Origin of the sequence: Caulobacter sp. UNC358MFTsu5.1 (assembly GCF_000712075.1) — a bacterium.
GTDB lineage: Bacteria > Pseudomonadota > Alphaproteobacteria > Caulobacterales > Caulobacteraceae > Caulobacter.
Map to the genome: position 1 here is coordinate 177,009 of NZ_JONW01000007.1, position 22,441 is coordinate 199,449.

Annotated in this window: 14 protein-coding genes; 5 read left to right on the plus strand and 9 right to left on the minus strand. The window is 69.8% G+C overall.

Annotated features, from left to right (window positions below; translation table 11 throughout):
• Positions 1-28: 28 nt before the first annotated feature.
• The 3 genes from BR39_RS0113550 to BR39_RS0113560 form a co-directional block, all read right to left on the minus strand.
• Positions 29-3,811: a LamG-like jellyroll fold domain-containing protein gene (locus tag BR39_RS0113550; protein WP_029912721.1), complete on the minus strand. Its 3,783-nt coding sequence runs from the start codon at positions 3,809-3,811 to the stop codon at positions 29-31.
• Between the two features lie 71 nt (positions 3,812-3,882).
• Complete coding sequence (gene dctA / locus BR39_RS0113555; protein ID WP_029913443.1) at positions 3,883-5,160, minus strand: C4-dicarboxylate transporter DctA; 1,278 nt, start codon at positions 5,158-5,160, stop codon at positions 3,883-3,885.
• Between the two features lie 62 nt (positions 5,161-5,222).
• Entirely contained in the window at positions 5,223-6,419 is a 1,197-nt protein-coding gene (locus tag BR39_RS0113560) for a mandelate racemase/muconate lactonizing enzyme family protein (RefSeq protein ID WP_029912723.1), read from the minus strand.
• A gap of 93 nt (positions 6,420-6,512) precedes the next feature.
• Here BR39_RS0113560 and BR39_RS0113565 point away from each other — a divergent pair, with 93 nt between their 5' ends.
• Entirely contained in the window at positions 6,513-7,403 is an 891-nt protein-coding gene (locus tag BR39_RS0113565) for a LysR family transcriptional regulator (RefSeq protein WP_029912726.1), read from the plus strand.
• A gap of 297 nt (positions 7,404-7,700) precedes the next feature.
• Here the strand turns inward: BR39_RS0113565 and BR39_RS0113570 are convergent, their stop codons facing one another.
• From BR39_RS0113570 to BR39_RS0113580, 3 genes are all read right to left on the minus strand, one after another.
• Positions 7,701-9,071, minus strand: a complete 1,371-nt coding sequence (locus tag BR39_RS0113570; protein ID WP_029912729.1) for a glycoside hydrolase family 28 protein — start codon at positions 9,069-9,071, stop codon at positions 7,701-7,703.
• A gap of 135 nt (positions 9,072-9,206) precedes the next feature.
• Positions 9,207-10,367, minus strand: coding sequence for an alpha/beta hydrolase (locus BR39_RS0113575; RefSeq protein WP_197026701.1), 1,161 nt, complete (start codon positions 10,365-10,367; stop codon positions 9,207-9,209).
• A gap of 299 nt (positions 10,368-10,666) precedes the next feature.
• Positions 10,667-11,944: an SGNH/GDSL hydrolase family protein gene (locus tag BR39_RS0113580; RefSeq protein ID WP_029912733.1), complete on the minus strand. Its 1,278-nt coding sequence runs from the start codon at positions 11,942-11,944 to the stop codon at positions 10,667-10,669.
• A 191-nt stretch (positions 11,945-12,135) separates the two neighbouring features.
• On the opposite strand from BR39_RS0113580, the gene BR39_RS0113585 reads away from it, so the two are divergent.
• The 4 genes from BR39_RS0113585 to BR39_RS0113600 all read left to right on the plus strand — a co-directional run bounded on the left by BR39_RS0113585 (position 12,136) and on the right by BR39_RS0113600 (position 19,762).
• The gene (locus BR39_RS0113585; RefSeq protein ID WP_029912736.1) at positions 12,136-14,550 is read left to right on the plus strand and encodes a glycoside hydrolase family 3 N-terminal domain-containing protein; all 2,415 of its coding nucleotides are present in this window, start codon (positions 12,136-12,138) and stop codon (positions 14,548-14,550) included.
• Positions 14,551-14,654: 104 nt separating this feature from the next.
• Positions 14,655-17,498 carry a glycosyl hydrolase 115 family protein gene (locus tag BR39_RS0113590; protein WP_029912740.1) on the plus strand — a complete coding sequence of 948 codons (2,844 nt, stop codon included), beginning with the start codon at positions 14,655-14,657 and terminating at the stop codon, positions 17,496-17,498.
• Between the two features lie 56 nt (positions 17,499-17,554).
• On the plus strand, positions 17,555-18,028 hold the full coding sequence (locus BR39_RS0113595) for a hypothetical protein (protein WP_081916774.1): 474 nt from the start codon (positions 17,555-17,557) through the stop codon (positions 18,026-18,028).
• A 45-nt stretch (positions 18,029-18,073) separates the two neighbouring features.
• Positions 18,074-19,762, plus strand: coding sequence for a SulP family inorganic anion transporter (locus BR39_RS0113600; protein WP_029912745.1), 1,689 nt, complete (start codon positions 18,074-18,076; stop codon positions 19,760-19,762).
• Positions 19,763-19,767: 5 nt separating this feature from the next.
• Here the strand turns inward: BR39_RS0113600 and BR39_RS0113605 are convergent, their stop codons facing one another.
• From BR39_RS0113605 to manD, 3 genes are all read right to left on the minus strand, one after another.
• Positions 19,768-20,247, minus strand: coding sequence for a surface-adhesin E family protein (locus tag BR39_RS0113605; protein WP_029912748.1), 480 nt, complete (start codon positions 20,245-20,247; stop codon positions 19,768-19,770).
• Positions 20,248-20,271: 24 nt separating this feature from the next.
• The gene (locus BR39_RS0113610; RefSeq protein WP_029912751.1) at positions 20,272-21,024 is read right to left on the minus strand and encodes a FadR/GntR family transcriptional regulator; all 753 of its coding nucleotides are present in this window, start codon (positions 21,022-21,024) and stop codon (positions 20,272-20,274) included.
• A 152-nt stretch (positions 21,025-21,176) separates the two neighbouring features.
• A complete protein-coding gene (gene manD / locus BR39_RS0113615) occupies positions 21,177-22,388 on the minus strand; it encodes a mannonate dehydratase (RefSeq protein WP_029912754.1) in 1,212 nt (403 codons plus the stop codon).
• Positions 22,389-22,441 lie beyond the last annotated feature (53 nt).

Below are 22,441 nucleotides of genomic sequence, written 5' to 3' on the forward strand. Positions count from 1 at the left end.
GCGTCCGCTCCGGGGTCTCCAAGTTGGATCAAGGGGCGATGACGGTGTTGTTGAGCTGGGTGATTTCCGGTGCGTCGGCCGGGGTGAGGATGCGGACCCGGTAGCCGGTCTTCCAGCCGGCCTTGAGCGAGACCTGAACGGTCTTGGGCTTCAGGTCGAGCGGGGCGGGCAGGACCGGGGTGGTGGTCCGGGCCAGCTCCTTGCCCGAGGCGTCCTCCACCACGACCACCGAGGCCGGAGCCGGCTTGGCGCCCAGGCTGTGCACGGTGATGGTCAGGCCCGACTTGCCGGCCTTGACGTCGTCGCGGCCGATCCCGAGGTCGGGACGGTCGGTGACGGGCGTGGCGGCGGGGGTCTGCAGGGCGAACTCCCAGGTCGTGGTCTTGCCCGGTGCGAAGGTCATGTCGAGGCCGACGGTGCGCTCGAGGGCCACCGAAGCGGCCGGATCGCTCGCGCCTTCCACGGCCCGCGTCACCGACCACCGGCCGGCGGCGACGTCCCATCCGGTCATCACCGCGTGAATCGGCTGGGCGGTCAGGTTGTAGCCGGTGACCTTGAAGCTTTTCTGTCCGCCGGTGACCAGGATGCCGACGTCCTCGGCCGCGGTCGGGGTGTCGAACCGCCAGCTGACCAGGGCGCCGGGGAACATCTGGTTGCGGGCCAGGGCCATGGCGCCCAGGCGCGAGCGCTGCAGGACGGCGCTGGACAGCTCCACGCGGTCCGACCACCAGTGGGCCTCGGTGACCATCCACATCCGCTGTTCGGCGGTGACGATCTCGTCGCCATAGGCCTTTTCGAGATAGGCGGTGTCGCCGGTCGAGCGCCAGGCCTCGTACAGCAGGAACGGATCGTCGGCGCCCTTGGCGATCGCCGCCTTCAGGCCCGGGGTCTGGGCGTCGCGCAGGCCCAGCATGTCGATCACGTCGCTGTTGAGCTCGTCGACGCCCTTCAGGCCGGTGCGGGCCATCTCGCCCTGCAGCGGACGCAGGTACTTGTCGTCGCCGGTCCAGCGCCAGGCGGCCCAGAACAGCTGCATGGCCGAGACGTTGCCGCGGCCCTTGCCGACCAGTTCGCCGCGCGACTGGCCGGTGGCGGCGTGGATGTCCTCGGGGAAGCGCCAGGTCCCGTCCGGGTCCTGCTTGCCGTGCGCCAGGTGGCCGTCGGCCAGGTCGACGATCAGCTTCTTGATGGTCGGATCGCCGTTGAAGTCGGCCAGCACGATGCCGGGGTGCAGGATCAGGTACGAGTAGGGGTGCGACCAGCCCCAGGGGCCGTCGCGCGAGACGTCGGTGGCCGAGAAGAACCGGCTGACGGCGTGCACGTGGCCGTCCTCGGCCTTGTGCATCACGGTGGGATAGGCGCGGGCCGTCTCCATCAGCCGCTCGACGATCTTGGGATCGCCGAAGCTGGTGTACATGGCCTCGGCCTTGAGGTTGATCGCCTCCTCGTACGAGTGCAGCTCGTCGGTTTTGATCTTGCCCAGGCCCAGCGGCATCATGTCGTTCTTGTAGGCCGCGTCGAGCAGGGCGTTCAGCGACGCGGTGGTCTTGTCCGGGATGTCGCCCATCAGGGCCAGGGGCGGCCACTGGTGGGTCAGGTCGTTGTCGTCCGAGATGCCGCCGCCGAAGTCGCCGTAGGGCGACTGGCGGTTGTCGATCCACCACTCGATGAACTTGCGGACCCGCTTGAGGTCCTCGACCTGCAGGAAGGCCCACTTGGGCACGCCGGCCGGGGCGGTCGGCAGGGTGACGGCCGGACCCGGCTGCTCGGGATTGAGCTCGAACCACATCTCGCGGCCGTGCGGGTTCTTGGGGTCGACCTTCAGCAGGTCCGACAGCTCCAGGTCCAGGCGGGCGTAGCGGGCCAGGCGTTTGGAGACGTCGTGCTCCTCCACCAGGAAGGCCAGGTTGTCGCGGGCCTGGGCCAGACGGTCGGCGACGTGCTCGGCCTTGGCGTCGTCGGCCGGCTTGAACTTCAGGCGCACGGCCATGCCGTCCAGCGACTTGGCGTCGAAGTCCGAACCCGCGCCGGCGATGCTCAGATACAGGCTCTTGCCGGCGGGCAGGATGCGGTCGCGGGTGTCGAGGAACACCGTGCGGGCCTCGCCCGGCTTGACCGAGACGTTGACGTCCAGCAGGTCGCGGCCCGGCCATAGCGGGTCCTTGACCTTGATGTTCAGCGGGAACAGGCCGCCGTGGGTGGCCTTGACGTTCAGGGCGGGGATGTCGATCGCCACGCCGTCCAGGCCGACGTCGGCGCCTTGCCAGCCGTACTCGAACTTGCCCACCGGACCGCCGGGGCGGCCCAGCCGGAAGTCGGCGGGGATCAGGATGTGGACGATCGGCTGGCTCGGGCCGGCGACGTCGGCCCGAGCCTTGAGCGGGGCGCCGGCGGGCAGGGCGGCCACGGTGGTCCGCTCGCCGGCCGCGTACCGGCCCTTCACGAAGGTCGAGAGCTCGTCCAGCGTCGGGTAGGTGGCCGGGTCGGCGCCCGGGCGCACGACGTAGCTCAGGGTGAACTCGTCCGGCTCGGCGGCGGCGCTGACGTTGTAGGCCCCCAGCTCCTGGATCGGGGTTTCCTGCACCACGTTGTCGAACCGCAGCTTGCCGCCCTTCAGGGCTGCGAACTGGTTGAAGGTGCGCAGTTCGCCCTTGGGCCGCTTGGCCAGCGGGGTCTCCTTGCCGGCCGCGTCGATGGTGGTCAGGGACCCGTAGGCCGCGCCCTGGAACTCCAGCCGGTTATAGGGCTCGTCCGGCAGGGTGAAGGTGACGGCCTTGCCGCCCTCCACATAGACGTTCCAGTCCGGCAGCTCGAAATAGTCGTGGCGGCCGGGCAGTTTCGAGCGGTTGTAGACGCCGGGCCAGGTGGTCTCGGGGATGCCGTCCGAGCCCAGGCTCATGCGCTCCTTGATGTCGTACTGGTCGGTGAACTCGACCTTGCGGATCGTGGTCCGGGCGTCGGCCAGGTAGGGCGGCGGGTCGGCCGGGCGGTTCCAGCCGTAGCGGTAGAGCCAGGTCTTGGCGTCGGTGGTCGCCGGGGCGGCGGCCGGGGCGGGGTCCTTGCCGGCGGCCAGGCCGGCGACGGCGGCGTCGTCCAGGGCGTGGTCGTAGACGCGGATGTCGTCGACGTCGCCGCCGCGGATGAACTGGTAGGCGCTCTGCACCTGGTGGGGCGAGATCACCCGGCTGTGCGGGCCGAACTGGTCCAGCCCCGCGTCCAGGGCCGCGGCCTGGGCCTTGGAGGCCACCGGCTTGCCGTCGATGTAGAGGGCGATGCCCTTGGCCTCGTCCCAGGTGAAGGTGACCAGGATCCACCGGTCGGCCTTGGGCGCCTCGGCGGTGGTGCTGACCCGCACCCGCGCGAGGTTGTCGTCGGTGACGAAGGCGTCGAAGCCCTTGCCGTTCCAGTCGATGCGCAGCCAGGCCATGTCCCAGCTGGTGTGGTCGGCGTAGCCGACGCGGAACAGCGGGAAGGGCGTGGTCCCGACCGGCTCGCGGGCCCGCCAGTAGAAGCTGAGCGTGCCGCGCTGGGCGTAGATGTTGCCCGGGGCCATCCAGCTGAGCGTCTCGTCGCCGGACGCCTCGATATAGGGCCCGTGGACCGGGTCCTTCTGGATCTTGACCTTGTCGGCGAAGTTGGGGACGGCCACGCCGCCCGCGACGTCGGCGGTCAGGCCTTTGTCGCCGGTCAGGTGGAACAGCAGGCCCCCATCGCTTTGCTGGGCGTCAGCGGCGTGGGCGAAGGCCGGAACGGCCGTCAGCGCGGCCGACAGTAACAGGGCGGCCCGGAGGGTCTGGTTTACGCGGGCCACTCGCCCCTCCCTAGAAACGCTCGTATCGAGTCTTGTTTTGGAAACCGGTGTCATTCAGGGCCACGCTAATTTCAAGACGTTGCAGGTTTGTTTCGGCCGGCGAGGGTTTCGCGGGCCTTGTCCATGTCCAGGGCGCCGTCCCACTTGGCGATGGCCACGGTGGCGACGCTGTTGCCGATCAGGTTGGTCACGGCGCGGGCTTCGTTCAGGAAGCGGTCGACGCCCAGCAGCAGGACCAGGCCGCTGACCGGCACGGCGTGCAGGGTCGACAGGGTGGCGGCCAGGGTGATGAAGCCCGCGCCGGCCACGCCGGCCGAACCCTTGGAGGTCAGCAACAGCACGGCCAGGATCACCAGCTGGTCCATCAGGCCCAGGTGGGTGTTGGTGGCCTGGGCGACGAACACCGTGGCCAGGGTCAGATAGATGCAGGTGCCGTCGGCGTTGAAGGTGTAGCCAGTCGGCAGGACCAGCCCGACCACCGGCTTGGCGCAGCCCAGGTCCTCCAGCTTCTGCATCAGCCGGGGCAGCACGGCCTCGGTCGAGCAGGTGCCCAGCACCACGAAGATCTCCTCGCGGATAAAGCGCAGGAAGGCCCAGAACGGCAGGCCGGCGGCTCGCATCACCCCGCCCAGCACCACCACCACGAAGAACAGGCTGGTGACGTAGAGGGCGACCAGCAGGTGGGCCAGCGACCACAGGGTGCCGATGCCGTACTTGCCGATGGTGAAGGCCACGCCCGCGCCGGCGCCCAGCGGGGCCAGGCGCATGACCATCCCCACGACCTTGAAGATCGCCTCCAGGAACAGGTCCAGCATCTCGACCAGCGGCTTGGCGCGCGCGCCCATCTGGCTGATCCCGGCCCCGATCAGGACCGACAGCAGGATGACCTGCAGCATCGCGCCCTTGGCGAAGGCGTCGACCAGGGTGGTGGGGATGATGTCCATTAGGAACGGCACGACGCCCTGTTCCTTGGCCGCCTCGGTGAAGCTGGCCAGGGCGTGGCCGTCGAGGTTGGACGCGTCGATGTTCATGCCCGCGCCGGGCTTGAGCAGGTTGACGACGATCAGCCCGATGATCAGGGCGATGGTCGACAGCACCTCGAAATAGACCAGCGCCTTGACGCCGATGCGGCCCACCTCCTTGAGATCGCCCATCTTGGCCATGCCGACCACCACGGTGCCGAAGATGATCGGCGCCAGCAGCATCTTGATCAGCTTGATGAAGCCGTCGGCCAGGGGTTTCAGCGCCGTCCCGACGTGGGGGAACCACAGACCGACGAGAGCGCCGATCACGATGGCGATCAGCACCTGGACGTAGATCTGGGAGAGCAGTCTCTTGAGCGTCGGAATGGTCGTTTCCCCTTGAAGGAAGCCCGGCGTTGGACCGCCGGGTCTTCTGGTCGTGCGGTGTTCTAGGCGGCCTTGATGCTGGCCAGGGTCACGTCCTCGGTCAGGGTCCGCATCAGGGCGATCAGCTCCGACTTGGCCTCGAAGCCGACGCCCGGCACGTCGGGCAGGCCGACATAGCCGTTCTCGACCGCGATGCCGTCCGCGAAGCCGCCGAACGGCTTGAAGACGTCCGGATAGGACTCGTTGCCGCCTAGGTGCAGGCCGGCGGCGATGTTCAGCGACATCTGGTGCCCCCCGTGCGGCACGATCCGACGCGACGACCAGCCGTTCTGGTCGAGGACCTCGAGCGTTCGCAGATATTCGACAAGGCCGTATGACAGCGCGCAGTCGAACTGCAGGTAGTCGCGGTCGGGGCGCATGCCGCCGTGGCGCAGCAGGTTGCGGGCGTCCTGGTGCGAGAACAGGTTCTCGCCGGTGGCCATGGGCAGCTCGTAGTGCTTCGAGAGCTCGGCCTGCAGGGCGTAGTCCAGCGGGTCGCCCACTTCCTCGTACCAGAACAGGTTGTAGGGCTTCAGGGCCTCGGCGTAGGCCAGGCCGGTCTCCAGGTCGAAGCGGCCGTTGGCGTCGACCGCCAGGTTCTGGCCGTCGCCGACGATCTCCAGCACCGACTCGATGCGGCGCAGGTCGACGTCCAGCGACGCGCCGCCGATCTTCATCTTCACGACCTTGTAGCCGCGGTCGCGATAGCTGCGCATCTCGGCCTGCAGCTGGGCGTCGTCCTTGCCCGGATAGTAGTAGCCGCCGGCGGCGTAGACCCAGACCTCGTCGTCGGCCTGGCCGCCGCGATAGCGGTCGGCCAGCAGGCGGTAGAGGGGCTTGCCGGCGATCTTGGCCACGGCGTCCCAGACGGCCATGTCCAGCGTGCCGACGGCGACCGAGCGCTCGCCGTGCCCGCCGGGCTTCTCGTTCGTCATCAGGGTCTTCCAGATGGCGAACGGGTCGAGGTTGTCGTTGTCCTGGTCGATCAGGCTGTCCGGCGCGGCCTCGGCCAGGCGCGGCAGGAAGCGCTCGCGCATCAGGGCGCCCTGGCCGTACCGGCCGTTGGAATTGAAGCCGTAGCCGATCACCGGCTTGCCATCGCGCACCACATCGGTGATGACGGCGACGACCGAGCAAGTCATCTTCGAGAAGTCGATATAGGCATTGGCGATCGGCGAGGCGATGGAAACGGTCTTCTCGCGGATGTCGAGGATACGCACGGTGTTCTCCAGTTGGTGACTGGACCCTAGGCAAGCGGAAAACCGCGAGCCAATGCCGTTCTCGGCGATCGCTATGCGCAACAGGCATCATCTATGGAATTGATCTGGCTCGAAGATTTCGTCGCCCTGGCCGAGACGGGGAACTTCTCGCGGGCGGCCGAGAACCGGCATGTGACCCAGCCCGCCTTCAGCCGCCGGGTGCGGGCCCTGGAGGACTGGGTGGGCGCGCCGCTGTTCGATCGGGCCACCCCGGGCGTCACCCTGACCGCCGCCGGCCAGCAGTTCCGCACGGGCGCTGACGAGCTGATCCGCCGGATCATCCAGCTGCGTCGCGAGAGCCGCGAGGCGGGCGGGCAGGAGGCGGCCACCCTGCGCTTCGCGGCCACCCACGCCCTGTCCTTCACCTTCTTCCCGCAATGGATGCGCGACCTGGAGGCCGGGACCAACATGGGTCCGATCCGGCTGATCTCCGACAGCATGCAGGCCTGCGAGGAACTGATGATGCACGGCGAGGCGCAGTTCCTGCTGTGCCATCACCACGCCGCCGCGCCCAGCCGGTTCGGGGCTCAGTTCCGCTCGGCGGTGGTCGGTCAGGACGCCTTGGCGCCGTTCTCGGCGCCGGACGCCGACGGCAAGCCGCGCTGGAGCCTGATCGACGGCGCCGAGGAGGTCCCGTACCTGGCCTATAGCGACGAGTCGGGCCTGGGGCGGATCGTCGAGGCCCAGCGCTTCGCCGACCGCATCCAGGGGCTGCGCACGGTGTTCTCGGCGCGGCTGGCGGCCAGCCTGATGACCATGGCGCGCGAGGGCAGGGGCGTGGCCTGGCTGCCGGTCAGCCTGGTCGAGGCCGAGGTCGCCCTGGGGCGACTGGTGCGGGCCGGCGGCGCGGACCTGGAGATCCCGGTCGACATCCGCGTCTTTCGCCCGATCACCCGCCAGAGCCCGGCCGCCGAGGCCTTCTGGAGCGAGCTGGCGGCGCGATAAAAAGAAAGGGCGCCGATGGGGGGGACTATCGGCGCCCTGGTGTCACAGTGATGGACGTGGGTCGCCCCTGACGGCGACGTGTGCAACTTAGGGTTTCGAGGCGATGGCCGCCAATGCCGAAACGGCCTAGCGCCATGCCTGATCGGCATGGCTCTTCAACCGCTCATCCCGGCGAATGCCGGGACCCAGGTCCCAAAGCGGTGTGGCTGATTGGAGAGGCTCAACGCTCGTGGCGTCAGCTTCAAAGCTTTTCCATCTGGGTCCCGGCATTCGCCGGGATGAGCGGAGTTGGGGGGCTTATTTCACCGACCCGCCGGCCTCGACGTTGAACGACTTGCCGTCCGCGGCCGCCACCGTGGTCCTGGCCGTCGTGACGGCGGCGTTGCGGACCAGCAGGCCGCGCTTGGCCTCGATGCGGACATTGCGCAGGGTCAGGCCCGCGATCGGGCGCTCAGGCAGGCCCACGGCGATGCCGGCCAGGTCGGCGCCGGTGGCGGTCAGGCCGTCGACCACGATCCCGTCCATGTCCGGCGTCTTGTCGGGGACCACCGGCTGGGCCGCGTCGTCCGGCCCCGGCCAGATCTGGTTGCCTAGGATGAAGCCGCCGGGCTTCAGCTGGGCGCTGGCGGCCTTGATATCGAGCGGGCGGTACTCGTAGTAGCTGGTGAAGACCAGCGGGGTCTCGACGTCGGTCATGCGGTTGTCCTTGAACACCACGTCGCGGACCTTGCCGCCCTTGCCGCGCATGGTCTTGATCCGCAGGCCGTACATCGAGCCGTCGAAGCTGTTGTTCTCGACCCGCACGCGGGCCACGCCGCCGCTGGTGCCGCTGCCGATGCAGATGCCGCGGCCCGCCAGGATGGTGTTGCCCGAGATCAGGATGTCGGACGACACCGCGTCCGGATAGCGGGCGTCCGGCCCGTTCGACTTCACCGCCACGATGTCGTCGCCGACGCTGATGACGTTGTTGGTGATCACCACGTGGCGGCTGTTGATCGGGTCGATGGCGTCGGTGTTCGGAGCGCTGGACGGGGCGGTGATCCGTACACGGTCGATCGTCACGTGGTCGCTGTCGTTCAGCACCAGGTGGAACGACGGCGAGTTCTCGATCCGCACGCCTTCGAAGCGGACATTGGTGCTGTGGCTGACCAGGATCAGGCGCGGACGGTCGTCCTTCTGCTGCTGGCGGGCCTGGCCGTCGGTGGCGAAGTTGGGGCTGGAGCGCCAGATCGCCCGGATGCGCTCCCACCAGACCGCGCCTTGGCCGTCGATCAGGCCCTCGCCGACCACGGCGACGTTGTCGGCGTCCTTGACGTTGATCAGCCCGGCCCGTTCGCCCTGCGGGAACAGGGCCGGGTCGGTGGCGGCCAGCACCTCGGCGCCCTTCTGGATCTCGAGCCGGATGTTGGACTTCAGCCAGATCGGGCCGATCAGATATTCGCCGCGCACCACCCGCACCGTGCCGCCGCCGGCCTTGGCGCAGTCGTCGATGGCGGACTGGAAGGCCTCGGTGTCGAACCAGATGCGCGTGCCGCCGGCCCCGTGCTCGCGCACGTCGCAGACCTTGTCGGGGAAGCGGTTGACCGATTGGGCGTGGGCGGCGGTCCCGGCCAGGGCGGCGAGCGCGGCGGAGGCGAGCATCAGGCGGCGCGCGGTCGAGGTCTTCATCGGTCGGTCATCCCTAAGGTTCGTCGCGACGGCTGCGCGTCGCTGGCGGCGGCGCAGTCTAGGGCGCGTCGCGGTTCAGCGCCCATGCCGATGACGGTCGAGGTCATGCCGAACGGGCATGGCCCGGCCGGGGCTTCAATCCAGCTTGCGGCCGTCCAGCCAGGTCTCGATCAGCTTGGCCGCCTCGGCGCTGTGCTTCTCCAGCATCAGCATGTGGCCGTCGCCGTGCAGGCCGTGGTCGGCCATGCGGACGAGGTCGGTCTTCACCCCGGCCTGGGTCAGGTAGCGCGCCGTGCAGTGGTCGTAGCCGGCGTGGTACGAGGCCTCCGACATCAGGATCATGACCGGGAAGCGCGACAGGTTCGCCAGCCTGCGCGCCGGCTCGGCCTGCCGCCAGCAGCGGACCAGGTCGGGGCGCTCGGGCGCGGCCTCCTGGACCCTGGCCAGGTCGGCGGGGTCGGCCAGGGGCGGATCGTAGGTCAGGGGCGTGGTCGTCAGGCCCCAGGGACGCGAGAGCTTGTCGGGGTCGCTGTCGCCCCACGGCGGCGGGGCGCCGAAGAACGGCGGGCCGCTGGGCTCGACCGCGACGATGGCCTTGACCAAGTCCGGTCGCGCTTCGCCGATCGCCCAGCCGAACGCGCCGGACTGCGAATGGGTGACGATCACGGCCGGGCCGATCCTCTCGAGCAAGGCCGCGCCCGCGTCGGCCACCAGCTTGGCCGAGACGCCGCCGCCCGTGCTCGAGACCTGCGAGGCGTAGAACTGGTCGAAGATCGGGTCGCCCGGCTTGCCGGTGGTCCCGGGCCACTGGTCGTGCAGCCGGGCCTGGGGCCAGCCCTGGGGTTGGCCGTCCTGGGGCGGGAAGTCCTGCGGGGCGGTGAAGCGCTTGGCGACGAAGTCCGGCGGCTGGCGGGTGGCCGGGCCGTAGGCCTTCTCGTCGTAACCCGAGGCGCCGCGCCCCGGCTGGTCCATCAGATAGACCGCCCAGCCCTGGTCGACGAACTGCTTGGCCCAGCCGGGGCGGCCGTCCGGCGTCGAGAGGAAGTTGGTGATGGTCTGGCCGGCGCCGGGGATGAACACCAGGGCCGTCTTGTGCCGCCGCTTGGCGGGCGTCAGGTACAGCACGTGGGCCTGGCCGGTCATGACCTTGCCGCCCTCGGCGTAGTGGCCGCCGACGAAGAAGGTCCCGACATCGGCGATCGCGGGGGAGGGCGCGGCGGCCTGTACGGGCGCCGCCGTCGACAGGCCCAGCGCCGCCGCCATCGCCAAGCCGCACCAGCCTCGAATGCTCGCCATCGTCAACGCCTCCCTTTTTGACGCGCAGCCTGGGCCGGGCGAGGGGCGATGGCCAATGCCGAACCGATCTCGCGCCATGTCCGTTCGGCATGGCGCGAGACTTGAGGCGCAATCTCGGCGACCGAATACCCTAGTAAAATCAACGACAAAACAGTTGTCATCCCGGAAGCCCCGCAGGGGCTGTCCGGGACCCAGGGGACTGGGCGAAGGCTTTGCGGTTCACCTGGGTCCCGGACAAGCGCTGCGCGCTTTCCGGGATGACAACTGAAATTCGAAGCTTCTGCGCCCCGGGAACGAATTCAGTGCGCGAACAGCGCCAGCGGCACCGCGTCGGCCATGGCCTTGTAGCCGGCCAGCGAGGGGTGCAGGCCGTCGCCGGAGTCGAAGGCCGGCGACAGCTTGCTGGGGTTGGCCGGGTCGGCCGTCAGCTTGTCGAAGTCGATCACCGCGTCGAAGCGGCCGGGCGTGCGGATCCAGGCGTTGATCGCCTGGCGGTCCTGCTCGTTGGCCGCGTCGGGGTGGTAGTAGCCCGAGCCGCCGAACGGCATGACAGTGGCGCCGTAGACCTTGATGCCCCGCTCGCGGGCCCGGCGGATCATCTGGTCGTACGAGGCGATCATCCGGGCCACCAGGGCGGCGTGGGCCTCGGGCGTGGCGGGCTGGTCGCGGGTCAGGGTGCCCAGGTCGTTCACGCCCTCCAGCAGGATCACGTACTTCACCCCGGCCTGGTTGATCACGTCGCGGTCGAAGCGGGCCAGGGCGTTGGGGCCCAGACCGTCCAGCAGCAGGCGGTTGCCGCCGATGCCGGCGTTCAGCACGCCCACGCCTTTCGTGCGCGGGTCGGCCTGCAGGCGGGCGGCCAGGATGTCGGGCCAGCGGTTGTTGCCGTTGGTGGTGACGCCGTAGCCGTCGGTGATCGAGTCGCCGAAGGTCACCAGGCTGGCGCCCGCCGGGCGCTGGACATCAACGGCCGCGATCACGAACCAGCGGTCCAGCGACTTGGCGTTCGTCAGCTCGGCGGCGGTCAGCTGGTCGCCGGAGGCGAACCACGAGGTGGTGCGCGAGCCGGGGTGGCTGGTCTGCTGGGCGGGCGGCGCGCCGTCGAAGCGGATCGTGATCGCCAGGTTGGCCAGGGGCGCGGCCGGGAAGTCGATGGGGTCGGACAGGTATTCGGCCCCGGCCGGGATCGTCGTCTCCGGGCGGCCGGAGAAGGTCAGGGCGCGGTCGCTGGCCGGGTCGATGCGGGCCGAGCCGGGGGCGGCGGCCAGGGCCACGTGGACGCCGGCCAGCTTCAGCGGCTCGGTCCCGAAGGCGTTGGACAGCTTGATGCGAATCTTGCCGCCGCCGGTGCTGAGCCGCAGCGTCTGGCGCAGCGTGCCGTCGGCGACGTCGGCGGCGGGCAGGGCGTCCTTGGCGGCGGGAATCATCTGGGCCGTGGCCCACGAGGCGACCCAGCGCTCGCTCTGCGCCGGCTTGGCGGGCGCGGCCCAAGCGACCGTGGGCGCGATCGAGATAGGGCCGGCGCCGATCGAAAGCGCGATCGCCAGCCCGACCAGGGCGCGTTTACCGATATCCATGCTTCCTCCAAGCCCGTCCGACGAAGGGTCTTTGTCTGCTCGCCCCCGACTCTGGGGGATGGAATGAGACCGGTACCATAAAAAACTTGAGTGGTCAGACCTCTCCTTCCATACTGTGGACCAACGTCGGCGAGCAACGCCGCCACCGTCCGTTCGACGGTCCGTTCCATCGTGGGGAAACGAAAGAGATCATGAGCCAGACCGTCACCCGCCGCACGCTCGGCGTCAGCCTGGCCGCCCTGGCCGCCGCCACCTCGACCCTCGCCCGCGCCGCCGCGCCCAAGGCCGGGAAGGGGGACAAGCCCCTCTACAAGGATCCGACCCAGTCGGTGGAGCTGCGCGTCCGCGACCTGCTCTCGCGCATGACGCTGGAGGAGAAGGCCGCCCAGCTGGTCGGGATCTGGCTGACCAAGAACAAGATCCAGACCGACGCCGGCGAGTTCTCGCCGGAGGCGGCCAGCAAGAACTTCCCCAACGGCCTGGGCCAGATCTCCCGCCCGACCGACCGCAAGGGGCTCAAGCCCGCCACGGTGGTCGACGCCGCCGCCGGCGCCGACGACGGCTCGGTCAACCGCAACGCCAAGGAAACCGCCCGCTACATCAACGCCGCCCAGAAGTGGGCGATGGAGAAGACCCGCCTGGGCGTCCCGCTGCTGATGCACGACGAGGCCCTGCACGGCTATGTGGCGCGCGACGCCACCAGCTTCCCGCAGGCCATCGCCCTGGCCTCGACCTTCGACACCGAGATGACCGAGAAGGTCTTCGCCGTCGCCGCCCGCGAGATGCGCGCCCGGGGCTCGAACATCGCCCTGGCCCCGGTGGTCGACGTGGCCCGCGACCCGCGCTGGGGCCGCATCGAGGAGACCTACGGCGAGGACCCGCACCTGTGCGCCGAGATCGGCCTGGCGGCGATCCGCGGCTTCCAGGGCAAGACCCTGCCGCTGGCCCCCGACAAGGTGTTCGTCACCCTCAAGCACATGACCGGCCACGGCCAGCCCGAGAACGGCACCAATGTCGGCCCGGCCCAGATCGCCGAGCGCACCCTGCGCGAGAACTTCTTCCCGCCGTTCGAACGGGCGGTGAAGGAGCTGCCGGTCCGCTCGGTCATGCCGTCGTACAACGAGATCGACGGCGTGCCCTCGCACGCCAACCGCTGGCTGCTGACCCACATCCTGCGTGAGGAGTGGGGCTACAAGGGCTCGGTCCAGAGCGACTACTTCGCAATCAAGGAACTGATGGCCCGCCATAAGATGACCGACAACCTGGCGGACACGGCCGTGATGGCCATGAACGCCGGCGTCGACGTCGAGCTGCCGGACGGCGAGGCCTACGCCCTGCTGCCCGAGCTGGTGAAGTCGGGCCGCATCCCCCAGGCCGCCGTCGACCAGGCCGTCGAACGCGTCCTGGCCATGAAGTTCGAAGGCGGCCTGTTCGAGAACCCCTACGCCGACGAGAAGACGGCCGACGCCAAGACCGCCGCGCCCGACGCGATCGCCCTGGCCCGCGAGGCCGCCCGCAAGGCCGTCGTGCTGCTGAAGAACGACAAGGGCCTGCTGCCGCTGGACCCCTCCAAGTTCAAGCGCATGGCCCTGTTGGGCACCCACGCCAAGGACACCCCGATCGGCGGCTACAGCGACATCCCGCGCCACGTGGTGTCGATCCTGGACGGCCTGCAGGCCGAGGCCAAGAAGAGCGGCTTCGCCCTGGACTACGCCGAGGCGGTGCGGATTACCGAGAGCCGCGTCTGGGCCCAGGACGAGGTCAAGCTGGTCGACCCGGCCGTCAACGCCAAGCTGATCGCCGAGGCGGTCGAGGTGGCCAAGAAGGCCGACATCGTCGTCATGGTGCTGGGCGACAACGAGCAGACCAGCCGCGAGGCCTGGGCCGACAACCACCTGGGCGACCGCGACAGCCTGGACCTGATCGGCCAGCAGAACGACCTGGCCAAGGCGATCTTCGACCTGGGCAAGCCCACGGTGGTGTTCCTGCTGAACGGCCGTCCGCTGTCGGTGAACCTGCTGGCCGAGCGGGCCGACGCCCTGGTCGAGGGCTGGTACCTGGGCCAGGAGACCGGCAACGCCGCCGCCGACATCCTGTTCGGCCGCGCCAATCCGGGCGGCAAGCTGCCGGTCAGCATCGCCCGCGACGTGGGCCAACTGCCGATCTACTACAACCGCAAGCCCACGGCCCGCCGCGGCTATCTGTTCGACGAGACGACGCCGCTCTATCCGTTCGGTTTCGGCCTGTCGTACACGACGTTCGACATCTCGGCCCCGCGTCCGGCCAAGGACCAGATCGGGACCAACGAGAGCGTCAAGGTCGAGATCGACGTGACCAACACCGGCAAGGTCGCCGGCGACGAGGTGGTCCAGCTCTACATCCACGACGAGGCCGCCTCGGTGACCCGTCCGCTGCTGGAGCTGAAGCACTTCAAGCGCGTGACCCTGGCCCCCGGCGCCAAGCAGACGGTGACCTTCGAGGTCTCGCCGCTGGACCTGTCGCTGTGGAACCTGGACATGAAGCGCGTGGTCGAGCCGGGCAAGTTCACCCTGCTGTCGGGCCCGAACTCGGCCCAGCTGAAGCCGGCGACGCTGACGGTCGCCTAGGGCGCGGGACCCCCTCAGTCGCTTCGCGACAGCTCCCCCTCTGGCGGAGGTGGCCCGGAGGGCCGGAGGGGGCGCGCGCGAAGTGAAGTTTTGGGAGTAGACCCATGATCCGCACCGCCGTGTCCGCCCTGGCCCTGGCGGCGGCCCTCGCCGTGGGCGTGGCCATCGCAGCGCCCGCCCGGGCCGGCGAGCCGGCGGCGGTCTCCGCCACACCGGCGGCCGGCGCCTTCCCGCTGATCGCCGCCGGGCGCTCGGCGCGGATCGAGACCGACGTCACCGACTGGCCGGGCGTGCTGCGCGCGGTCAACGACGTCCGCGGCGACCTCTCCAAGCTGTCGGCCGACGCCCGGCCGGCGCAGGACGCGCCGGTGGTGATCATCGGCACGATCGGCAAGAGCGCCGTCATCGACGCCCTGATCGCTTCGGGGAAGCTCGACGTCACCGGGGTCAAAGGCCAGTGGGAGGCCTTCGTCCAGCAGGTGGTCGAGAACCCGCGTCCGGGCGTGGCCCGGGCCCTGGTCATCGCCGGCGCCGACAAGCGCGGCACGATCTTCGGCGCCTACGACCTGATCGAGCGGGCTGGCGTCTCGCCCTGGAGCTGGTGGGCCGACGCGCCGATCCCGGTGAAGGACCAGGCCTATGTCGCCGCCGGCCGGCGTGTGCTGAAGCCGGCGGTCAAGTATCGCGGCATCTTCCTCAACGACGAGGACCCGGCGCTGTCGGGCTGGGCCCAGCAGCGGTTCGGCGGGGTGAACCACGAGTTCTACGCCAAGGTCTTCGAGCTGACCCTGCGCCTGAAGGGCAACTTCCTGTGGCCGGCCATGTGGGGCAAGTCGATCTATGACGACGACCCGCTGAGCGCGCCCCTGGCCGACGAATACGGCGTGGTGCTGGGCACCTCGCACCACGAGCCGCTGGGCCGCGCCCACGTCGAGTGGGAGCGCTACGGCCAGGGCCCGTGGGACTACGGCAAGAACCCCGACAAGCTGCGCGACTTCTGGCGCGAGGGCGTCAAGCGGATGGGGGCGAACGAGAGCGTCCTGACCGTGGGCATGCGCGGCGACGGCGACGAGCCGATGACCCAGGGCACGGCGACCAAGCTCCTGGAGACCATCGTCGCCGACCAGCGCAAGATCATCGGCGAAGTGACGGGAAAACCTCCGGAAAGCACCCCGCAGGTCTGGGCGCTCTACAAGGAGGTGCAGGACTATTACGACGCCGGCATGCGCGTGCCCGACGACGTGACCCTGCTGTTCTCGGACGACAACTGGGGCGACATCCGGCGGCTGCCGGAACCGGGCAAGACCCGGCCGGGCGGCTACGGCGTCTACTACCACTTCGACTATGTGGGCGGGCCGCGGAACTACAAGTGGCTCAACACCAACCAGGTCTCGCGCACCTGGGAGCAGATGAAGCTGGCCCGCGACTACGGCGCCGACCGGCTGTGGATCGTCAATGTGGGTGATCTCAAGCCCATGGAACTGCCGACCGAGTTCTTCCTCGACATGGCCTGGGACCCGGACGCCATGACGGTGGGCAAGATGGCCGGCTTCACCCGCGACTGGGCCGCCGCCCAGTTCGGTTCCGAGCACGCCGACGAGATCGCCGCCCTGCTGGACGGCTACACGCGTCTGAACGCCCGCCGTAAGCCCGAGCTGATCGACGGCTCGACCTTCAGCCTGGTCAATTTCCGCGAGGCCGAGCGGGTCGAGGCCGAGTGGGCCGACCTGGAGCGCCGCGCCGACGTCCTGCGCCGCGTGCTGCCCAAGGATCAGGACGACGCCTTCTTCCAGCTGGTCTGGTTCCCGATCCAGGCCAGCGCCAACCACACCCGGCTCTACATCGCCGCTGGCCGCAATGCGCTGTACGCCAAGCAGGGGCGGATAGCGGCCAACGCCGAGGCGGGCAAGGTCCAGGCCCTGTTCGCCCGCGACGCCGAGCTGGTGCGCCAGTGGGACGAGGACCTGGCCGGCGGCAAGTGGCGCAAGATGATGAGCCAGACCCACATCGGCTACACCTACTGGCAGCAGCCGCCGAGCAACGTGATCCCGGCGACCGTGGCGGTGAAACCCGCCGCCGGCTGGGGCGTCGCGGTCGAGGGCCGGGCGGACGTGGTGGCCGACGCCGCCGACCTGCCGCCCCTGGCCCGCGACGGCGCCGCCGGCCGCTGGATCGACGTGTTCAACCGGGGCGCCGCGCCCCTGGCCTTCAGCGCCAAGGCCGGCGAGCCCTGGCTGAAGGTCGCGTCCGGCCCGGCCGCCGCCAATGGCGACACGCGGCTGGAGGTTTCGGTCGACTGGAAGGCCGCCCCGGCCTCGGCGCGCCGGGTCCCGATCGTCCTGACCGGCGCCGACGGCAAGACGGTGACGGTCACGGCGGTGGTCGACGGCGCGCCGCGCAAGACCGCCAAGGCCGCCTTCGTCGAGGCCGGCGGACCGCTGGCCATCGAGGCCGAGCACCATGCGGCGGCCGCAAGCGCGGGCGGCGTCTCCTGGACGACCATCCCGGGCCTGGGCCGGACCCTTTCAGGCGTGACCAGTTCGCCCTCGACCGCGCCGTCCAGCGCGCCGGGGCAGGGGGCTTTCCTCGACTACGCCATCGACCTGGAGCAGGCGGGCGACTTCGACCTGCGGGTCTTCACCGCCCCCAGCCTCGACTTCCGGGGCGGAAGCGGTCTGCGCTACGCTGTTTCGCTGGACGACGCCCCGCCGGTGATCGCCAACCTGCACGAGGGCGAGACCCGCACAGGCGAGGGCCAGAAGAGCTGGGAGAAGGCCGTGGCCGACAATACCCGCGTCCAGACGATCCGGCTGACCGCGGCCAAGGCCGGCGCCCACCGCATCCGGCTGTGGCGCGTCGATCCCGGCGTGGTGTTCGAGCGGCTGGTGATCTCGCGCGGCGAGCTGCCGGCGAGCTATCTGGGGCCGGTGGAAGGCGTGCGGCGCTAGGGCTTTGTTTCGATCCCGGGCCCTGCGATAGTCGGGGCGAGACGAGGAGGCTGAAGATGCGTCCTTTCCCGTTGAGGCTCGCGATCCTGACCCTCGCCGTTACAGCTGTTGGGGGCCTGCTGGCCGGGGCCGTCCAGGCCCAGCCCGCGCCGGGCGGGCGGAGCTGGGGCAAGCCCGGGATCTCGTTCCTGCAGTACCGCACCGACGCCGTCGAATGCGCCTGGCTGGCGGGCAGCGCCACGCCCGTCTCCGTGCCCACGGTCGATCATGTGTTCGCGATGGACGGCCAGGACATCTTCGAGGTGATCGAGAGCGCCAAGCGCAGCCAGTACCGCACCTTCAACAACGTCGCCGACCAGCTGGAGCCGGCGCTGGAGACCTGCCTGCGAGGCCGGGGCTACCGGCCGTTCAAGCTGACCGACGTGCAGGACGCCCAACTGAAGCAGCTTAAACGCGGCTCGACCTCGCGGCATCGCTACCTCTACGGTCTGGCGATCGATCCGGAAGTGCTGAAGGGGCAGGGGCTGTAGGGCTCCAGGTCCCCAGGCGCCGCCGGCGGCGAGGAGGAGCTGGGCATGTTCGACGTCGCCGGATCCTGGACGGGGTTCGTCCCGATCGGCCGCTGGCTTCCGGCCTATCGCCGCAGCTGGCTCTCCGCGGACATCCTGGCGGGGCTAGCGCTGTGGGCGGTCATGGTCCCCGAGGGCATGGCCTATGCCGGGATCGTCGGCGTGCCGGCGATCATGGGTCTCTACACCCTAACCCCGCCCCTGATCGCCTACGCCCTGTTCGGGACCTCGCGTACGCTGGTGGTCGGTCCGGACACCGCCACAGGCGTGATCTCGGCCCTGACGGTGGGGGCGCTGGCGGCGCGGGGCTCGGCGGACTTCGGGGCCCTGACCGGCACGCTGGCCGTGCTGATCGGCGTGTTCTTCCTGCTGTTCGGCCTCCTGCGGCAGGGATGGATCGCCGCCTTCATCGCCACGCCGGTGATGCGCGGTTTCATCGAGGGGCTGATCTGCGTCACCATCCTCGGCCAGGTCGCGCCGCTGCTGGGCCTGCACGGCGTTCAGGGCGACGTCTTCGAGAAGCTGCGGTTCATCGCGCGGAGCCTGGACCAGGTCGCGCCCGCGGCGGCCCTGACCGGCCTCCTGAGCCTGGCGGCGATGCTGGCGCTGCGCCGCCTTTCGCCCCGGCTGCCCGCCGCCCTGATCGTCGCCGTGGCCGGCGCGGCGCTGGTGGCGCTGCTGGGGGCGACGGCGGCGGGGGTCAGCGTGGTCGGGCCGCTGCCGTCGGGCCTGCCGCACCTGACCCCGCCGCGCGTGTCGCCGGACCTGCTGTTGGCCCTGACCCCCGGGGCGCTGTCCATCGTGCTGGTGGGCTACGCCGAGGCGCTGGGCGCCGCCCGGGCCGACGCGGACGGCGACGACGTCGATCCGAACCAGGAGCTGATCGCCCACGGCTTCGCCAACCTCCTGAGCGGCGTCCTCGGCGGCTTCCTGGCGGTCGGCAGCCTGTCCAAGACCTCGGTCGCCATCGGCGCCGGCGCCCGGACCCAGGTCGCCAACCTGGTCGCGGCCTTGCTGTGCTTCCTGACCCTGATCTTCCTGACGCCCCTGTTCCACGGACTGCCGCACCCGACCCTGGCCGCGATCGTCATCGCCGCCATGCTCCACTTGTCCAAGCCCGCCTACCTGCGCCGGCTGGCGGTCGAGGCGCCCGGGGAATTCGCCATGATGGTCGTGGTGATCGCCGGCGAGCTGGTCCTGGGCGTGATGCAGGGGATCGCTCTTGGCGTGCTGCTCTCGCTCCTGATGCTGATCTACAAGGCCAGCCATCCGAAGAGCGCGGTGCTGGGCAAGCTGCCCAAGGAGCAGGCCTATCGCGACATCCGCCTGCACCCCGACGCCCGGACCTTCCCGGGGCTGCTGATCTTCAATCCGGGCGGGGACCTGTTCTTCGCCAGCGCCGGCCATTTCGAGCGCGAGCTGAAGGCGGCCGTGGCCAAGGCGTCGCCGCCGATAGGACACGTGCTGATCGACGCCAGCGCGATCAGCCTGGTCGACACCAGCGCGTGCGACGTCCTCCTACGCGTGATCCGTGGCCTGAAGGACGACGGCGTCTTGGTCGCCTTCGCCCGCGTGCGCGACCCGATCAAGGACCGGCTGCAGCGCGCCGGGATCGTCGACGCCGTGGGCGAGGGGGCGTTCTATGATCGCCTGACCGACGGCGTGACCGCCGCCCTGGGCCATCGGGTCGCCTGAAGGCGCTAGAGGCAGGCGTCCCGGACGATGGTCGCATCGAAGGTGTCGGGCTCGGGGGCGGTCCAGGCGGCCTCGGTGAAGCCCAGGGCCTGGGCCTGGCCCTCCAGGTTGTTGTCGGCGTGGCGATAGGCCTTCAGCCTGCGGAAGACCTGCCGGGCGCAGTCGACCTCCTCGACCAGCTTTTCCGAGCGGTAGGGCGCCAGGGCGACGCCGTCTGCGGCGTCGGTCTGGACGGCCTGGTACTCGTGGCGGATCCAGACCTCCTGGTAGGGCGACCCGGGCGGATTGGCGGCGGTTTTGGCGAAGACCAGGATCGAGCGGTCCTGGACGCCGCCGATGAACGGCCAGTCGCGCGGCTGGACCTTCTCGGCCCACAGCGGGATGGGACGGGTCGCCTGCTTCTCGGGCGAGACGGTCACCGGCGCGACGGCCGTGGGGGCCTCCTGGAGGGGAGCCGTCTGCAGCATCAGGATCAGATCGAGCATGACCGCCTCCCGGGGATAGCGCTGTCAGATGGCGACGCGCTTGGCGATGGCGCTGCGCCGGGCGCCGGTCTCCTGCTTGGCCCGTTCGACGGCTTCCGTCTCGGTGGCGTGCAGCAGGTGGTCGATGACGCGTTCCAGGTGGTCGCGCATGGCCTGGCGGGCGGCGGCCGGGTCGCGGGCCTTCAGGGCCTCGAACACCCGGCGGTGTTCGACGATGCGCGGCTCCAGCCCCATGCCGCGGGCGCGGGTCAGGATGTTGCGGGCCAGGGGCGAGCGGTTGCGCCAGTCCCACAGGTTCTCGATCGTGGCGATGATCGCGCCGTTCCCGGAGGCGCGGGCGATGACCATGTGGAACTCGCGGTCGGCGTCCTCGCCGAGGATCTCCTCCTCGCGGGCCATGCGCTCCATCAGCGCCTCGAGTTCCTGGATCTGGTCGTCGGTGATGGCGGTGGCGGCCAGGGCGGCGGCCTCGCCCTCGAACAGGCGGCGGGCCTCGATCAGCTCGAACGCCCCGATCTCGAAGGCCGGCTCGGCGCTGGCCGGAGTGACCGGGCGCACGTCGCCGGTGACATAGATGCCCAGGCCGTGGCGGGCCTCGATCATGCCCAGCATTTCCAGGGCGATCATGGCTTCGCGCAGGGTGGGGCGGCTGACGCCGAACTGTTCGGCCAGCTCGCGTTCCGTGGGCAGGCGGTCGCCAAGCTTGTACTGGCCGCCCTCGATGGCCTCGGCGATCGAGTCGGCGATGCGGCGGTAGAGCTTGACGTTCTCGGCCATGTGTCTTCGTCAGTTTCTCGGCGGCGGACCCGAGGGCCCCTCAGACTCGCGATAGCATAACCGACCTGACCCGCGCGGGCTATTTTTGACACCGGTCTCCAAAGTCCGACTTTCGTCCTAAGGCCTTGGCGAAAAACGATGTCGGGACAGCCTCACCAGTCGTGCATGGAGCCGTCCTCGCGACGGGCGATGGGCAGGTAGGCGCGCTTGTAGGGGTGCTTGGCCGCTTCGGCTTCGTCGATGTCGACGCCCAGGCCGATCGCCTCGCCGGGATGCAGCATGCCGTCGGCGAAGCTGTAGGCGTGCGGGAACACCGCGTCGGTCGCCTCGGTGTGGCGCATGTATTCCTGGATGCCGAAATTGGGGATCGACAGGTCGAAGTGCAGGGCCGCGGCCATGCAGACCGGCGACAGGTCGGTGGCCCCGTGGCAGCCGGTGCGCACGTGGTGCAGGTCGGCGAAGCTGGCGATCTTGCGCAGGTGGGTGATGCCCCCCGCATGGACCACCGTGGCGCGGATATAGTCGATCAGCTGTTCCTCGATCAGCTGCTTGCAGTCCCAGATCGAGTTGAAGATTTCGCCCACCGCCAGCGGGGTGGTGGTGTGCTGGCGGATCAGGCGGAAGCTGGCCTGGTTTTCGGCGGGGACGGCGTCCTCCATCCAGAACGGCCGGTAGGGCTCCAGGTCCTTGCCCAGGCGCCCGGCCTCGATCGGCGTCAGGCGGTGGTGGACGTCGTGCAGCAGGTGCAGGTCCCAGCCCAGCTTGTCGCGGGCCGCCTCGAACAGGGCGGGGGCGCTGCGCAGGTACTTCTCGGTCGACCACAGGCTTTCGGTCGGCAGGTCGCCGTCGGCCGGCTCGTAGAAGAACTTGTCCTTGGAGACGCCGTAGACGCCCTTCAGACCGGGCACGCCCGACTGCAGGCGGATGGCCTTGTAGCCCTTCTCGGCATAGGCCTGGGCGTTCTCGAGGGTCTCCTCGATCGTCGCGCCGTTGGCGTGGCCGTAGACCATCACGCCGGTGCGGCAGGCGCCGCCCAGCAGCTGGTACAGGGGCAGGCCGGCGATCTTGGCCTTGATGTCCCACAGGGCCATGTCGACCGCCGCGATGGCGGCCATGGTCACCGGGCCGCGACGCCAGTAGGCGCCCTTGTAGAGGTACTGCCAGATGTCCTCGATCTGATGGGCGTCGCGCCCGATCAGGCAGGGAATCACGTGATCGGCCAGATAGCTGGCCACGGCCAGTTCGCGGCCGTTCAGCGTGGCGTCGCCGACGCCGTGCACGCCGTCGCTGGTCTCGATCTTCAGGGTGACGAAATTGCGCCCCGGACAGGTGACGATGACGCGAGCGGCGGTGATCTTCGGCATGGGACGCTTTCGTTGACCCGACGTTGACGCAATTGGCAAAAGTCGGATGGTAG

Excerpts from the sequence above, each read along its gene's own strand:
- BR39_RS0113565 (WP_029912726.1), top strand. The coding sequence starts at position 6,513 with ATGGAATTGATCTGGCTCGAAGATTTCGTCGCCCTGGCCGAGACGGGG.
- BR39_RS0113570 (WP_029912729.1), bottom strand. The coding sequence starts at position 9,071 with ATGAAGACCTCGACCGCGCGCCGCCTGATGCTCGCCTCCGCCGCGCTC.
- BR39_RS0113575 (WP_197026701.1), bottom strand. The coding sequence starts at position 10,367 with ATGGCGAGCATTCGAGGCTGGTGCGGCTTGGCGATGGCGGCGGCGCTG.
- BR39_RS0113580 (WP_029912733.1), bottom strand. The coding sequence starts at position 11,944 with ATGGATATCGGTAAACGCGCCCTGGTCGGGCTGGCGATCGCGCTTTCG.
- BR39_RS0113585 (WP_029912736.1), top strand. The coding sequence starts at position 12,136 with ATGAGCCAGACCGTCACCCGCCGCACGCTCGGCGTCAGCCTGGCCGCC.
- BR39_RS0113590 (WP_029912740.1), top strand. The coding sequence starts at position 14,655 with ATGATCCGCACCGCCGTGTCCGCCCTGGCCCTGGCGGCGGCCCTCGCC.
- BR39_RS0113595 (WP_081916774.1), top strand. The coding sequence starts at position 17,555 with ATGCGTCCTTTCCCGTTGAGGCTCGCGATCCTGACCCTCGCCGTTACA.
- BR39_RS0113600 (WP_029912745.1), top strand. The coding sequence starts at position 18,074 with ATGTTCGACGTCGCCGGATCCTGGACGGGGTTCGTCCCGATCGGCCGC.
- BR39_RS0113605 (WP_029912748.1), bottom strand. The coding sequence starts at position 20,247 with ATGCTCGATCTGATCCTGATGCTGCAGACGGCTCCCCTCCAGGAGGCC.
- BR39_RS0113610 (WP_029912751.1), bottom strand. The coding sequence starts at position 21,024 with ATGGCCGAGAACGTCAAGCTCTACCGCCGCATCGCCGACTCGATCGCC.
- manD (WP_029912754.1), bottom strand. The coding sequence starts at position 22,388 with ATGCCGAAGATCACCGCCGCTCGCGTCATCGTCACCTGTCCGGGGCGC.